The following is a 16,096-nucleotide window of genomic DNA, read 5'->3' on the forward strand; positions in this document are numbered from 1 at the left end:
CCCTGAGTAGCCCCGGTAAGCGAAGCGCCACCGGGGATATCCCGTTATGCCTGCAGATAAACCATCTGGGTTTGCAGATATTCTTCCAACCCATGACGACCATCCGCGCCGCCAATCCCCGACTTACGCCAGCCGGCATGGAAGCCCTGCATCGCTTCAAAATTCTCACGGTTAATGTAGGTTTCGCCGAACTTAAGCCCTTTAATGGCTTTCATCGCGGTATTCAGGTTTTGCGTATAGACAGAGGACGTCAGGCCGTAATCGCTGTCATTGGCCATCGCCAGCGCCTCTTCCAGGGTATCGAATGCCACCACCGGCAGCACCGGACCAAATGTCTCTTCATGCATAATGGACATCTCCTGACGCACATCCAGCAGCAGCGTTGGCGGGTAGAAATAGCCTTTACCTTCTACCGCTTTACCGCCCAGCACCACGCGCGCCCCTTCCGCCACCGCGCGGGCGACTTTGGATTCCACGCGCTCCAGGGCGGCGGCGTTAATTAACGGCCCCATTGCGATGTCATTGCGCTGGCCCGGATCACCAAATTGCACCGCTTTCATCGCCTCGCCCAGGCGATTAACAAAACGGTCGTAAATGCCTTTCTGCACATAAACACGTTCGGCGCAGTTACAGACCTGTCCGGTGTTGATCACGCGAGAATCGACAATGGCTTTAACCGCTAATTCCAGATCGGCATCGTCAAGAACGATAGCAGGGGCTTTGCCACCCAGTTCGAGGCAGACTTTGGTGATATTTTTCGCCGCCGCGGCCATGATTTTTTCACCCGCGACCACGCTGCCCGTCATGCTGACCATCGCCACTTTCGGGTTGCCCGCCAGCTCCTGGCCCACGGTTTCACCCCGGCCCAGCACCAGGTTAAAGACCCCTTTGGGCAATCCCACTTCATGCACTATCTGCGCAAAAGCGATGGCGTTATTAGGGGTAAATTCACTCGGTTTGATGACAATGGTGTTGCCGGTAATCAGCGCTGGCGCCAGTTTGCGGGCAATCAGGAAGAACGGGAAGTTCCATGGCAAGATCCCGGTGGTGACACCCAGCGGACGTTTAAAGACGAAGATATTTTCGCCCGGACGGTCGCTTTGGAGAATTTCACCTTCATAGCGACGCGCCCATTCCGACATATAATCGATATAGTCGGCGGTGAAATTGACTTCCACCTCCGCCAGTTGCTGGATTTTGCCGCCTTCGGCAACAATCAGCGCACTGATTTCGCTCGCTCTGGCACGAATACCGGCGGCAATTTTGCGTAACCACCCGGCGCGTTCTATGGCAGGCAATGCTTCCCACGCAGGCTGCGCTTTATCAGCGGCATCAATCGCTTTGCGCGCATCTTCCGCAGTCCCGTCCGGGATACGCGAGAGCAACGCTTCCGTTGCCGGGTTGGTGACATCAATCCAGGCATCGCCCTGCCAGGTAACAAATTGACCATCGATATACATAGGGTGCTGTACGGGTGCTGTCATGACCTGCTCCTGTAATGACATTGTTTTTAACAAGTGAACTCATTGTTAAAAATCTACAAGTGCACGGTCTGATTCCCAGGGTGGAGAGCGAGTTTTGTGAGTCAACTCATAAAAGAAAAGCATAAACGCAACAACGAAATAACATCAAACCAACATTGATTGCCCGTTTGCGCCAGCATCGACGCAAACGGGCATCGTTTAAACCAGCGAACGTCGGCGCAGCGTTTCGTAAAGCAGCGCGTCGGACTGAAGAACCTGCCACGCTTCCTCAACCGCCGGGGGAAAATCAACATGAACAATAAAATCGCGTCCTGCCGGGCCATAGCCCTGCGCGTCATCTCTTAAGCGCGGCACTTCGCCCAGAATCAGTGATAAATACCGATCAACTGGCCATAGCCCTTCTTTCGGGGATACAAAAGCCAGACCATCAGCGGTATTCATCAGCTCAGGGGTAATCCCTGAGTAACTCAGCCAGTGAGGGGCACTGGCGCAGCCCTGGCTTGCCCGGGTAAATGTCGCCATCGTTCTGCGCTGCAGCGCGGGATCTTGCACAATCAATACGGTTTTGACGTTCATACCGTGCGACAACATCATATCTATCGAGAACCGCGCATTTTCGCCACAATTCGTCGACTGTTTTTCGACAAAAATTGTTTTGCGCTTAATCTTCCAGAATTTCTCTGCGATATCCGCAATGATTTCCGCCTCTTTGCGCCCCGTGGTGGGGATTAAATTGTAAGCAGAGTGCCGGGAAACCGCGGCGTAAAGGAATGGCGTGGAGTGCCCAATGCCGCCGCTAATGATCAGCGGAATATGCTGAGCCGAAGCTATAGCACAGGCGGCATCAATCACTGGAATCACCGAATGGCCAGGAATGATGACCGCATCGGCACGCACGGGGGTCGGCTTGCTAACAAAATCATTTTGCGCCAGCCACTGACCCAGCGTATTGGCAGCCGCAAGCGTCTGTTCAGCCAGGCGGGGAAAAATCGTCATGGAAAGAGCCCTCCATTTTTAAGCCTCAGTACAGCTTAGTGAAGCGTAACTACAGCGTAAAGCACCCTACGATCCCGTCCATTATGCCGCCCCTTCTCAGGGCGTTGTTATCTTTAAACGCTTTCCAACAAAACCTGAGCTTTCTAATACACTTGAAATATTCACGCCGTGAACGATAAACTCGTTAGATATCTAACTAATCATCAGAAAACGATATGGATAACCGCGACCTCACTTTTTCTCATCTGCTTTATCTCACGGCGCATCACTGGCGCCTGGCGGTTGACCGTCGCCTGCGTGGGTTGGGCATGAGCCAGGCCAGTTGGGTTGCGGTCGCCGCTATCGCGCGCAATGAAACCCCGCTGTCGCAGAGTGAACTCGCACAGGAGTTGGGCATTGAGAACGCCACGCTGGTGCCGCTGATTAATCGCCTGGTGGAACAGCAACTGGTAGAGCGCGTACTGACCGATCAGGACAAGCGCAAACGCCTGCTGGTCGCAACAGAGCAAGGCATGGCGCTTTACCATCAGGTAAAGACCGTGGCTGATAGCCTGCGCGAAGAAATTTTATCGGTCATCAGCCCTGAGGAGCAGGCACAAACCCGCCGGGTGCTGGAAAAACTGCTCATTGAGGTTGAGAAGAAGTAATGCGCCTGCCGAAAAGCGATCCGTATGCGCCGCGAGAATGGGCACCACACGAAAAGCCGATGCTCCTGGGATCACCTTCGACCCCGTTTCACAGCACACCGAAACGCATCGCCTATGGCATCGTCGGCCTGCTGGTCTGCATGACCGGGGCGCTGGGTAATGCCATGGTCACCGCTAATCTGCAAAACCTGCAAGGTACCTTTGCCGCCTGGTCGACGGAAATTGCCTGGCTGCCCGCCGTCTACGTAATGACGAATGTGTCTATTAACCTGCTGCTGGTCAAGTTCCGCCAGCAGTTTGGGCTGCGCGCCTTTACCGAAGGATTTTTGGTGCTGTACGTGCTGGTGACCTTCTTTCACCTCTTCGTTAACGATCTCAGTTCAGCGCTCCTGGTGCGCGCGGCCCACGGCATGGTCGCTGCCGCACTCAGTTCGCTTGGGATCTATTATCAAATTCAGGCCTGGCCTGCCCGTCATCGACTGAAAGCCCTGACGATCGGCATCACCGGTTCGTCGCTGGCCATTCCTATCGCCAGGCTGTTTTCCACCGAACTCCTGCAACTTGATGAATGGCGTGGCCTGTACTTTTTCGAACTGGGTCTGGCACTGATCTCCCTCGCCTGCGTAATGATGCTCAAACTTCCGCCCGGCGATCGCAAGAAAGTCTTTGAAAAGAAGGATTTTATTACCTTCTTTTTGCTGGCGCCCGGTATGGCGCTGATTTGTGCCGTACTGTCGCTGGGTCGTCTTGACTGGTGGTTTGAAGCGCCGTGGATTGGCTGGTCACTGGCGCTGGCGGTGGTGCTGATCGTGAGCGCCATTGTGTTCGAGCATAACCGCAGCAACCCGCTCTTAAATACGCGCTGGCTCTCCAGCGGCAGCATTGTGCGGCTTGGTTTAATCATGCTGTTAATCCGTATTGTGCTGGCAGAGCAAAACACCGGTGTGTTTGGCTGGTTGCAGTATGTCGGTTTGCAGAACGAACAGATGACCAACCTTGCGTGGTCTATTCTTGCCGGGATTATCTGCGGCATTATCGCCAGTTGCCTGACTATCAAGCCCCAACGCCTGTCCTGGCCTATCGTTACCTCGCTGGTATTGATGATCATTGCCTCGCTGATGGACAGCCAGTCAACCAGCCTGACGCGCCCGGACCAACTGATGATAAGCCAGTTTTTGCTCGGTTTTGGCAGCGCCTTCTTCCTCGCGCCCGCCATGCTGGCCGGGATCGGCGGCGTGGTAGCCGATCCGCGTAATCTGGTTAGCTTTTCGGTACTGTTTGGGATGAGCCAGAATATTGGCGGCCTACTGGGTTCGGCCATTCTGGGGACATTCCAGACCTGGCGTGAGAAATACCACTCCAGCCTGCTTGCCGACCAGCTCACCACGCTTAACCCACTGGTCAACGAACGGCTGCAACTCTACAGCCAGATGTACCAGAGCATGATCGGTGACAGTACGTTATTGAGCGTACAGGCCGCCACCCAACTGCAAAACGTCTCGACCCTGGAAGCGAATATTCTCGCTTATAACGATACTTATCTGTTAACCGCCTCCGTCGCGGCAGCCACCCTGGTGTGGATATTCTGGCGACTGCTACGCCTGCGTATCACCGCGCGTATCGTATTAAGACAGGCAACCGGAACCAAAAAATAAGAGTGTTAACTTTACTGGAGTATCTATGAGCCAGCAGGATGCCGCCAAAGAGCGGGCAAATACCCGCAGTAACCTGCGTGTTGTGTCAATTTTCGCCGCTGCCGCTATTGGCATTGTTGGCGTACTGGTGATTCTTTATGCCTGGCAGTTGCCCCCTTTTACCCGGCAAACCCAGTTTACCGATAACGCCTACGTGCGCGGTCTGACGACCTTCATCAGTCCTCAGGTGAACGGCTATATTACGCAGGTGAATGTTCAGGATTTTGCCAGGGTGAAAAAAGGCGACCTGCTGATGCAGATTGACGATCGTATTTATCGTCAGCGCGTCCATCAGGCACAGGCGCAACTGGCAATGAAAATCGCCGCGCTGAATAACAATATTCAGCAACGGAAAAGTGCCGAGGCGGTGATTCAGCGTAACGAGGCAGCGCTGGCCAGTGCGAAAGCGCAGAATATCCAGTCGCAGGCGAACCTTAAACGCGTAAAAGCCCTGAGTGAAGACGGTTCGCTCTCTGTTCGTGAACGCGACGCGGCTCTCGCCAGCGCGGCGCAGGGCAATGCCAGTATTGCGCAGGCACAGGCCACCCTTGACGTCTCCCGTCAGGATCTGCAAACCACTATCGTTAATCGCGGTTCCCTGGAAGCGGATGTGGAAAATGCCAAAGCGGCGCTAGAACTGGCAGATATCGACCTGCAAAACACCCGCATTGTCGCCCCGCGCGATGGCCAGCTTGGACAAATTAGCGTCAGACTGGGGGCATATGTCACCGCCGGTACGCATCTGACGTCGCTGGTCCCCGCCCAACACTGGGTTATCGCCAATCTTAAAGAGACGCAACTGGCGAATGTTCACCCTGGCCAGCCGGTACGCCTTACCGTCGATGCGCTCGACGGTAAAGCGTTTGAAGGTCGTGTGGAGAGTATCTCTCCGGCGACAGGCGTGGAATTCAGCGCCATCTCACCGGACAACGCCACGGGCAACTTTGTGAAAATCGCCCAGCGTATCCCGGTGCGTATTGAAGTGAACGGCAAAGAAGAAGACGTCGCCCGCCTGCGCCCCGGCATGTCGGTACAGGTCCATATTGATACCCGGGAGGCGAAGCAATGACTGTGCGTCCTCTCGTGGCACTCACCTGTCTGCTGCTGACGGCGTGTCAGTCCGTTGAAGTCAAACCGGCGAAACCCACGTTACAGATCCCTGCGGCCTGGCGGAGCGCCGTTGGTCCGTCGAGTCCGGTCGAAAAGGTCTGGTGGCGCAATTTTCACGATAATGCGCTCAACGGTTATGTAGACCAGGCGCTGCGCTATAACAGTGACGTGCTGATTGCCCGTGAGCGGGTCAATGAGTACCAGGCACGGGTTTACGGCACAGAAGGCAGTCTTTTTCCTTCGCTCAGTGCCGGTGTGAGCGGCACGCGCGCCCGGAGCCAGTCTGCGGCCACCGGCCTGCCTATCTACAGCACCTTATATAAAGGCACGCTCACGGCGAGTTACGATGTGGATATCTGGGGCGTTCATCGCACTACCACCGATGCCGCACAGGCCTCGCTGGCGGCACAAAAAGCCGCAGCCGCAGCGGCTGATCTAACCGTCGCCGCCTCGGTTGCCTCCGGCTATGTCAGTCTGCTTTCGCTTGATAATCAATTACGGGTAACAGAATCGACCTTAAAAGCCCGGGAAGAAGCGTTCAGGCTGGCGCAGCGTCAGTATGAAACGGGATACAGCTCACGGTTGGAACTGATGCAGTCAGATTCTGAGATGCGCGCGACGCGGGCACAAATTCCCAGCTTACGCCACCAAATCGCCCAGCAGGAAAATGCGCTTAGTCTGCTCATTGGCGCCAACCCTGGCAGCATCGCCCGGCAAAATGAGCTCGATCAACTCACGCCGCTGAACATTCCGCCAAACCTGCCATCGTCACTGCTTAATCGTCGCCCGGATATTGCCCAGGCGGAACAACAGTTGATCGCCGCCGATGCCACGCTGGCTTCCGCGCGCGCCAGTTTGCTGCCATCCATCAATCTCACCGCCACGGGCAGCATTCAGGACAGAACACTGCCCGGCTTGTTGGATAACCCGCTCCAGCTATGGAGTATTGGCGGCAGTATTCTGGCTCCGTTGCTTAATCGTCAGGCGCTGAATGCGCAGGTAAACGTGACAGCGTCACAACGTAACCAGGCGCTGTATAGCTATGAAAAGACAGTGCGAAATGCCTTCAAAGAGGTCAATGACAGTCTGGATGCAATAACGCATTTGCAGGAACAACTGGCGGAATTGCAGGCGCAGACGCTGGTCGCGCAGGAGGCATTACGCATTGCGCAAAACCGCTATCGCAATGGTTACTCGTCCTATCTCGATGAGCTTGATGCCCAACGAACGCTCTTCTCCGCGCAACTCAGCGTCATTCAGGCCAAAAGTAACCTGTTACTGGCACAGATCGATTTATATCGCGCACTCGGCGGAGGATGGTCCACGCCCGCAGTGAGCGATTAACCAGGGAGTTATGTTATGCAGAAACAGTGGTCTAATGTTGATAACTATCTGATTGAAAATCTCATCCCCAAAGATGACATCCTTGAGCAGGTGTTGGTGAATAACCAGCAAGCAGGCCTTCCCGCCTTTGATGTGGCGGCCAACCAGGGCCAGTTACTGGCCCTTTTTGTGCGCATGACGGGGGCTAAACGTATCCTTGAGATAGGGACTCTCGGTGGCTACAGCACCATCTGGATGGCGCGAGAATTACCGACCGACGGGGAATTGCTAACGCTGGAAGCCGACGCGCATCACGCCAGTATTGCCCGGCAGAATCTGCAACTGGCAGGAGTGGCTGAGCGAGTAAAGCTTATTGAAGGCCCTGCACTCAATTCCCTTGAACAACTGGGCGAACATCCGCCGTTTGATCTGATTTTCATTGATGCCGACAAACCGAGCAACCCGGATTACCTGCGCTGGGCGCTGCGCTATTCCCGCCCCGGTACGTTAATCATTGGTGATAATGTGGTTCGCGACGGTGAAGTGACCAACCCACAGAGTGATGACGAAAGGGTTCAGGGCGTCAGAACCTTTATTGAGATGCTGGGCGAAGACCCGCGGCTGACCGCGACCGCGATACAGACCGTAGGCGTTAAAGGGTGGGATGGATTTACCCTGGCGTGGGTGAATGCCTGAATTGATTTACCCGGATGGCGCTTCGCTTAGCCGGGCTACGTATCAGAGCAACCACAACATCGAAATGTAGATACTGTGAACGTCTTCGACCTTTTTAGCCCACGACTGACTCATTTTCCCCATAGCGACATCTTTGGCCCCCCTGGCGCAGAGCGTGCAGCGAGGGGGTTGAGTCCCCGCTGAAATCGGTGAGACGAAGACCCGATGACAAGGGCAGGCCGCCAGGGATGGCGGACTGAGGTTTGTCGAGACAGGACGTCGAGTCAAACCGACCGCAGGCAGCGGGGCGGGAGGCGAACGCAGTGCGAAGCACCGATTTTTTGCGGGGCCGCGGGGATTGTAAAGGGGAACGCGGTGTTCCCCTTTACCCGTTCACGTGTCCGGAGGTTCCATTTCGCCATAAACATAAGGTGAACGGAACCCACCTCCCAGGCCGTATTTTCCCCCTCACCCCAACCCTCTCCCTCAGTGAGAGGGGACCATTAGTGCTCGCATTTTTTGTGGGGATCCTTCTCCCACAGGAGAGGGAGAAAATCTGCGCCGCATTCAGGATGCAAGAAAAAACTACGCGCTCACCTGCTCCATCGCCTGCAACACGCGCTTATCGGAAACCGGATACGGTGTGCCGAGTTGTTGCGCAAAATAACTGACGCGAAGCTCTTCAATCATCCAGCGAACCGCTTTGACCTCTTCATCTTCACGACGCGCTGGCGGTAGCTTGTTCAGCCACTGCTGCCACGCCTGCTGAACTTGCTCGACTTTCAGCATTTGTGCCCGGTCGCGGTGCGGATCAACCGCCAGCTTCTCCAGACGCTTCTCAATGGCGTGCAGATAGCGCAGCGTATCACCCAGACGGCGGAAACCATTGCCAGTGACAAAACCACGATAGACCAGCCCGCTCATTTGCGCCTTAATATCCGACAACCCCAGCGCCATGGTCATATCCACACGCCCTTTCAGACGCTTGTTAATATTGAACACCGCCGTGAGGATCTGCTCGACCTGCTTGGCTATCTCAACCACCGTTTCATTCAAGTCAGCACGGACTTTCTCATGCAGCGCCGTAAAGCCCTCTTCCGTCCAGACCGGTCCCCCCGCCTCATCAATCAACTTATCGACGCCGCAGGAGATACAATCATCAATCAGATCCAGTACTTTGCCATACGGGTTAAAGTACAGCCCGAGTTTGGCTTTGTTCGGCAACTTCTCATGTAAATATTTGATGGGCGAAGGAATATTCAACAACAGCAGACGGCGTAAGCCGCTCCACATAGCCTGTTGCTGGTCCAGCGGATTATCAAACAGCTTAATGGCTACGCTGTCGCGCTCGTCCACCAGCGCAGGCCAGGCCTTCACCTTATAGTTGCCGCGTTTCTGCTCGTAACTTTCCGGAAGCTGGCCGAAGCTCCAGATATGCAGCCCACTTTGTTCGATACCGTCGTCTGCCACCGCAGACAGAGTCTCCTGCACTTTTCCTTTCAGCGACGCTTTCAGTGCACTTAATGACGGCCCTTCTGACAGTTTCTTGTTCTTCTCATCCACCACCCTGAAGGTGATTTTCAGATGATCGGGAACCTGATCCCAGTGCCAGTCATCGCGATCAATCGTGTGCCCCGTCATGCGTCGAAGTTCACGCTCCAGCGCGTCTAATAACGGCAGTTCAAGCGGCGTTACGCGGCCCAAAAACGCTTCCGCGTAGTTTGGCGCTGGCACAAAATTGCGTCGTACCGGTTTGGGTAAGGATTTAATCAGGGCAATGACCAGCTCACGACGCAGCCCCGGTATTTGCCATTCAAAGCCGCTTTCTTCAACCTGATTGAGCAACGGCAGCGGAATATGCACCGTCACGCCGTCGGCATCCGCACCCGGTTCAAACTGATAGGTAAGACGCAGTTTCAGGTTGCCCTGATGCCAGAAGTTCGGGTAGTCCAGCTTGCTGACCTTCTCCGCCCCTTCTTTGATCAGCATACTCTTTTCAAAGTTGAGCAGATCCGGGGTTTCACGGCTCGCCTTCTTCCACCAGCTATCAAAGTGGCGGGCAGAAATCACATCATGGCTGATGCGCTGGTCATAGAACTCAAACAGCGTATCGTCATCGACCAGAATGTCGCGGCGGCGGGATTTATGTTCAAGCTCTTCGATTTCGGCGCGCAGTTTGAGGTTGTCGCGGAAAAACGCATGGCGCGTCTGCCAGTCGCCTTCCACCAGCGCGTGGCGAATGAACAACTCGCGGCACAGGGCCGGATCAATCTGGCTGTAGTTCACGCTACGGGCAGCCACGATCGGCAAACCGTAAACCGTCACCTTCTCCGTTGCCATCACCGCACCCTGCGAACGTTCCCAGTGCGGTTCACTGTAAGAACGCTTGATCAGATGCTGGGCGACAGGCTCTACCCATTCTGGATCGATGCGCGCCGCGATGCGCCCCCACAGGCGGCTGGTCTCCACCAGTTCAGCCACAATGGCCCATTTCGGCGGCTTTTTAAATAAACCGGAACCAGGGAAAATAGAGAAACGCGCATTGCGCGCACCCGTGAACTCCTGCTTGTCAGCATCTTTCATCCCGATATGCGACAGTAGCCCGGTCAGCAATGCGATATGGATTTCGCGGTACTCTGCCGGTTCACTGTTCACCGGGATCCCCAACTCTTTCACCACCTGGCGCAGTTGGGTATAGATATCCTGCCACTCGCGCACGCGCAGATAGTTGAGGTAGTCCAGCTTGCACTGGCGGCGGAACTGATTCGACGAGAGGGCTTTCTGCTGCTCGCCAAGGTAGTTCCACAGATTCACGAACGCAAGGAAATCAGACTCTTTATCGTGGAAACGACGGTGCTTTTCGTCGGACGCCTGCTGCTTGTCCATCGGACGTTCGCGCGGATCCTGAATAGACAACGCTGAGGTGATGATCATCGCCTCGCGTACACAGCCGTGTTTTTGCGCTTCCAACACCATGCGAGCCAGACGCGGGTCTACCGGCAACTGACTGAGCTGACGCCCCATCGGGGTTAACTTGTAAGCAGTGGCCTGTTCGTCAGTGGTGATAGCACCGAGTTCTTCCAGCAGACGCACACCGTCCTGAATATTGCGTTTATCCGGCGCTTCAACAAAAGGAAACGCGGCAATATCGCCCAGCCCCAGCGCGGTCATTTGCAGAATAACGGACGCCAGGTTGGTACGCAGGATTTCCGGGTCGGTAAATTCCGGACGGGAGAGGAAATCGTCTTCTGAATAGAGACGAATACAGATCCCTTCGGAAACACGCCCGCAGCGCCCTTTACGCTGGTTAGCAGACGCCTGGGAAACCGGCTCAATCGGCAGGCGTTGTACTTTGGTACGGTAACTGTAGCGGCTGATACGCGCAGTACCGGGGTCAATCACATATTTAATCCCCGGCACCGTCAGCGACGTTTCCGCAACGTTGGTCGCCAGCACAATGCGTCGCCCGCTGTGTGACTGGAAAACGCGGTTCTGCTCACTGTTAGACAGCCGCGCATAGAGTGGCAACACTTCCGTATGACGCAGATCGCGCTTGTTCAGCGCATCGGCGGTATCGCGGATTTCACGCTCACCGCTCATAAAAATCAGGATATCGCCCGGCGCTTCCTGGCTTAGTTCATCCACTGCATCAAAAATGGCCTGTAGCTGATCGCGCTCGGTATCGTCCGCTTCTTCAACAATAGGCCGGTAGCGCACTTCCACCGGATAAGTACGACCGGATACCTCAATGATCGGCGCATTATTAAAGTGGCGCGAGAAACGTTCCGGATCGATGGTCGCCGATGTAATGATAATTTTCAGATCCGGACGCCGGGGTAGCAGCTCTTTCAGGTAGCCGAGCAGGAAATCAATGTTCAGACTGCGCTCGTGCGCTTCATCGATAATAATGGTGTCGTACTGCATCAACAGGCGATCCTGCTGGATTTCTGCCAGCAGGATGCCATCAGTCATCACCTTCACCAGGGTGTTGTCGCTGACATGATCGCTAAAACGGACTTTATAGCCGATACAAGCGCCCGGCTCGGTTTGCAGCTCTTCGGCAATGCGGTTTGCGACGGTGCGTGCCGCCAGGCGGCGCGGCTGGGTATGGCCAATCAGCCCTTTCACCCCACGACCCAGTTCCATACAAATTTTTGGCAACTGGGTGGTTTTCCCGGAGCCGGTTTCACCCGCAACTATCACGACCTGATTGTCACGTACAGCCTCAAGGATCGCCTGTTTCTTCTGACTTACCGGCAGGTTATCGGGATAGGTAATGGCGGGACGTGATGCTTCACGCAGCATCACCTTCCCTGCGGCTTCGTTCATCTCCTGAGCCATCGCCTGAAAAATGCCCTGCTGTGCTTCAGGATTTTTAACTTTCTTTGCCCCCTGCAGGCGGCGGGCAAAACGCAACCGATCGCGCAGCATCAGCGAGTCTAACTGCTGATGAAGATCGGATAAGGTCAATTTCTTTTGTTCTGTCATAGTGTTATCGGTCAGCGCACTGACGGGAAAAATCTCTTTGGCTTAATACTTGTAGGATACCACATCGTAATAAATCATTTCTTGTTCAAGAAATTTGAATAGAGGATTCGATATATTGCGCTATTCATGCAGCAATTTTGTGAATAGAGTGTCATTCAGTAACGGGGCACGCGCCCCCATATCAAATAACAAGGATACACCCATGAGCAAAGTATTAGTTCTTAAATCCAGTATTCTGGCAGGGTACTCTCAGTCTGGTCAGTTGGCTGACTATTTCGTTGATCAGTGGAAAGCAAAACACGCCGCTGATGAGATCACCGTTCGCGACCTGGCTGCAAACCCTATTCCGGTACTGGATGGCGAACTGGTTGGCGCGCTGCGTCCTTCCGACGCCCCGCTGACACCGCGTCAGCAGGAAGCGCTGGCCCTTTCTGACGAACTGATTGCTGAACTGCAAGCGCATGATGTGATCGTCATTAATGCCCCGATGTACAACTTCAACATCCCGACACAGTTGAAAAACTATTTTGACCTGGTGGCTCGTGCTGGCGTCACCTTCCGTTATACCGAGAAAGGCCCGGAAGGTCTGGTAACCGGTAAACGTGTTGTTATTGTTTCCAGCCGCGGCGGTATTCACAAGGATACCCCAAGCGATCTGGTTGCACCGTACCTGAAACTGTTCCTGGGCTTTATCGGTATTACCGACGTGAACTTCGTGTTTGCAGAAGGTATTGCTTACGGTCCGGAAGTTGCCACCAAAGCGCAGACCGACGCAAAAGCGGCGATCGACAGCCTGGTCGCAGCCTAAGTGTTGTTACCCTCCTGCGCTCGCAGGAGGGTTCTGTTTCTCCAGCAATGTCTCCACTTCCTTATCCGCTTTAATATTGATGTCGTGCTCGATCTTCACATTCATATTGATGGTGATCGGCTCTTTCGGCGCAGCCACCTCAATCCTCGGCGTACAGCCAGCCAGCATCATCGTCATCATTATCACTGGCAGGGTTTTCATTGTTTATCCTCACACTCTTTTCCGTTCGCACAGGGAACCGCAGGCAGCTTTGCCTTTTGTTTTAGCAGCGACTGAAGATTGTCGCCGAAGCGCAAACTGCGCCACAACGCAAAGACATTCTCTTCGTGGGTATAGTTCAGGTTCACCGTATTACTTTTTCCTTCCACAAAACTGGTGCCTTTAATGGCCGCCTTCATTTTTAGCACGCCCTGACGGTCCAAATTGAGCGTCGTCCAGGAACGTGAAATCTCCATATAGCGCAGCCAGTTGATGGCCGCACCGGCTGCTATGTTGTCTTTCACCAGCGCGTCTGCCGTGTCTTTATCCACGCGTAAAGTCATGGGGCCGGGGTTATGCAGCCAGCCGTCTTTGATAATCCATGTGCCGTTGTTATCGAGCCATAACGGTAGCGCGCCGTCAAAAGGACCGGACATCGCAAACTGTTTAGGGTTAATGGCGCTGATTAACTCGCTTGATGAGATATTGCGCAAGCGGAGCAGTGCCGGATCGTGTTGCGGTAAACGTAACTGACTCATCGTGACCTTGCCGCCCAACACATCAATACTGACGTTACTCAACTGTAAGGGATTTTGTTCACTCCAGGGATAACTGCCCTGTAAATCGGCGGCAATATTGCGTGCCGTCACCTGATTAACCACTTCGCCAATACGCAACGAAACCGGCCTGCGTGTACCCAGTTGCCAGTTACCTTCGCGGTAACGGAAAGGAAGAACAAAATCGACACCGGAGAGTTGGTTATCCGGCATCCAGGCGCTGCCGCCACGCAACACCCCGTGCCCACCCGCCTCAAAACCCTGCCCGGCGGCGGCAGAAAAGGCCACCTGGGCATACAAAGAACCATCCAATAAATTCATCTTCCAGTCTGGCGGCACCAACGGCTGGAACACCGTCAACGACTGGCGCGGCCACCAGGCTTGTCCGCGCAGGCGCTCACCGTCCCAGCGCCCGTTTACCCGTACCGGGCCAATTTTTTCAGCGCGTAAATCGCCTTTGAACTGGAAGATGGTGGGTTCGCTCCCTTCTACGCTAAACGTTAACGTTGAAGGTGGCAGCACGCTCCCGCCAGTGAAGGTAGTCTTTCCGGCATCCAGGGTTAACGCGCCACTAAAAAAGGGGTGATCCTCATCGCGCAGCCAACGCACCGGCTCATTCAACACCAGACGTGGCGAGCTTACATGCATCGTGCCGTACTGCAACTGGTCGAAACCGGTAGATAGATCGCTGAGCAAAATGGTTTTGTCACGCCATTCGCCGCGTCCGTTGACATCCCAGCGGGCGCTCATTGGGGTAAAGTTACCCGTCCCCCAGTAACGCCATTGCCACAAACCATCGTCTGGCAGAAAATCACGCGCCTGGCCGTCAAGGTGTAAAACAAAATCCCCCATCGCGTTTTCATGGGCACGCAAAATGGCCTGCAACCGCCCGTCCACGCCCTTCTGGGTAACTTTGACGCCCGCCAGTGGCCAGCGAATATCATCAATATTGAGCGCGTCGATCACGCGTCCGCTTGAGCGCAACAGCGCGCCGGGCGTAAATGCCAGTGTCGGGTCACTGAGCCCGCCCGTCAGATGCGCAGGCAGCACGGCGTAGAAGATCATCTCTCCCTGTTTAGCTTCACCCGTCAGTTGCAGTGGCATATCGCTGTTCACCATATTCAGACGCCCCGGCCCTATGGTGAGTACCGCATTCCCTTTTCCGGCATCGCCCTGCGTCAGAACATTCAGACGACCGCTGATTTCTGCTTTCTGCAAACCCTCCTGCCAGCCATCAATACGTAATCCAACGCGCCCGCTTAGTGGGAACCCCTGATATGGCCAGTTCCAGCGGCCATCGCTGATGGTTAACCGTTCACGTGTCGCCTGCCAGGGCAGATCCAAAATAGGTTCCGGATTGTCGCGTGCGGTAATAATGAGTTGCCCTTCATTATTGCGCCACTCCAGATCGGCATCGACCAGCGACGGTTCCGTTGGCAGCGTGAGCGTGGTCTGGGCATGACCATTAACCGGTATGCCGTTAGGTACATTTGGCAGGACAAACTCGCCGCCCAGCGTGACGGGCGGTTCGCCCTCGATCAGACGTAACTGCATTTGTGTCAGGGTGAGCATCTGTCCGCGCAGCCTGGCCTTAAAGGAGACCTGGTCGCCGTCATAGTGGAGATCCTGATTCTCTTTGGATAACGCCAGCGAGATTTTTCCTTCCCACTCTTGCCAGGGAGAGACGGTGAAACGGTCAATGTTAACCCATGTTTTCGGCAACATGGATTGCCATTCGGCCAGCGTTGTCGGCGCACCAGGCGACGGTTCTGTCTCGGGAAGTTTCGCTAAACAGGTGGTATTGATGTCCAGCGACCCTATATCCAGCTTCCAGCGGCTCGGGTGCGTCAGTTGCGCATTTTTGACCAGCGCCACAGGACAATCTTCAATCAAGTAATGCAGGTCCGGGATTTGCAGCGAGTGACGGGTAAAGCGTGGGCTTTCTTCGAAGACAATACGTGTGCCTGCGGGCAGCCAGATGCCTGCAAGCGTCGGCACCCAATACGCGAGCGTCAGCAGCAGCGTCAGCGGCAGCAGAATAAACAGCAGTAGCAATGCGATTGCGGCTTTGTATTTACCCTTCATGGGCAGTTAATATCCTGATTTTGCGTATAAT

Annotated in this window: 11 protein-coding genes; 6 read left to right on the forward strand and 5 right to left on the reverse strand. The window is 54.8% G+C overall.

The features are described 5' to 3' along the window. Positions 1-44 precede the first annotated feature (44 nt). Together aldA and ABU190_RS05270 are read right to left on the reverse strand one after the other, a co-directional pair. On the reverse strand, positions 45-1,484 hold the full coding sequence (gene aldA / locus ABU190_RS05265; RefSeq protein WP_354690631.1) for an aldehyde dehydrogenase: 1,440 nt from the start codon (positions 1,482-1,484) through the stop codon (positions 45-47). 198 nt (positions 1,485-1,682) lie between these two features. Continuing rightward, the gene (locus tag ABU190_RS05270) at positions 1,683-2,480 is read right to left on the reverse strand and encodes a YdcF family protein (protein WP_354690632.1); all 798 of its coding nucleotides are present in this window, start codon (positions 2,478-2,480) and stop codon (positions 1,683-1,685) included. Positions 2,481-2,695: 215 nt separating this feature from the next. Between ABU190_RS05270 and ABU190_RS05275 the strand changes: the two genes are divergently transcribed. The 5 genes from ABU190_RS05275 to ABU190_RS05295 are packed head-to-tail and all read left to right on the forward strand — an operon-like array spanning position 2,696 to position 7,950. Next, complete coding sequence (locus ABU190_RS05275) at positions 2,696-3,127, forward strand: MarR family transcriptional regulator (RefSeq protein WP_071194114.1); 432 nt, start codon at positions 2,696-2,698, stop codon at positions 3,125-3,127. Next, the gene (locus ABU190_RS05280; protein WP_039076980.1) at positions 3,127-4,782 is read left to right on the forward strand and encodes an MFS transporter; all 1,656 of its coding nucleotides are present in this window, start codon (positions 3,127-3,129) and stop codon (positions 4,780-4,782) included. Before ABU190_RS05275 ends, ABU190_RS05280 begins: the two co-directional genes overlap by 1 nt. A 25-nt stretch (positions 4,783-4,807) precedes the next feature. After that, positions 4,808-5,890 (forward strand): HlyD family secretion protein, encoded by a 1,083-nt coding sequence (locus ABU190_RS05285; protein ID WP_354690633.1) that lies wholly within the window; start codon positions 4,808-4,810, stop codon positions 5,888-5,890. After that, entirely contained in the window at positions 5,887-7,275 is a 1,389-nt protein-coding gene (locus ABU190_RS05290) for an efflux transporter outer membrane subunit (RefSeq protein ID WP_354690634.1), read from the forward strand. Before ABU190_RS05285 ends, ABU190_RS05290 begins: the two co-directional genes overlap by 4 nt. Positions 7,276-7,290: 15 nt before the next feature. Next, entirely contained in the window at positions 7,291-7,950 is a 660-nt protein-coding gene (locus ABU190_RS05295; RefSeq protein ID WP_354690635.1) for an O-methyltransferase, read from the forward strand. A gap of 564 nt (positions 7,951-8,514) precedes the next feature. On the opposite strand, the gene hrpA is transcribed toward ABU190_RS05295, so the two are convergent. Beyond that, complete coding sequence (hrpA, locus tag ABU190_RS05300; protein ID WP_354690636.1) at positions 8,515-12,417, reverse strand: ATP-dependent RNA helicase HrpA; 3,903 nt, start codon at positions 12,415-12,417, stop codon at positions 8,515-8,517. 202 nt (positions 12,418-12,619) lie between these two features. On the opposite strand from hrpA, the gene azoR reads away from it, so the two are divergent. Beyond that, entirely contained in the window at positions 12,620-13,225 is a 606-nt protein-coding gene (azoR, locus tag ABU190_RS05305) for an FMN-dependent NADH-azoreductase (protein WP_354690637.1), read from the forward strand. 6 nt (positions 13,226-13,231) lie between these two features. On the opposite strand, the gene ABU190_RS05310 is transcribed toward azoR, so the two are convergent. Then, positions 13,232-13,426 (reverse strand): YnbE family lipoprotein, encoded by a 195-nt coding sequence (locus ABU190_RS05310; RefSeq protein ID WP_271850371.1) that lies wholly within the window; start codon positions 13,424-13,426, stop codon positions 13,232-13,234. Beyond that, positions 13,423-16,065: a YdbH family protein gene (locus tag ABU190_RS05315; protein WP_354690638.1), complete on the reverse strand. Its 2,643-nt coding sequence runs from the start codon at positions 16,063-16,065 to the stop codon at positions 13,423-13,425. Before ABU190_RS05315 ends, ABU190_RS05310 begins: the two co-directional genes overlap by 4 nt. Positions 16,066-16,096: the final 31 nt, after the last annotated feature.

Origin of the sequence: Phytobacter sp. RSE-02 (assembly GCF_040578655.1) — a bacterium.
GTDB classification, from domain to species: domain Bacteria; phylum Pseudomonadota; class Gammaproteobacteria; order Enterobacterales; family Enterobacteriaceae; genus Phytobacter; species Phytobacter diazotrophicus.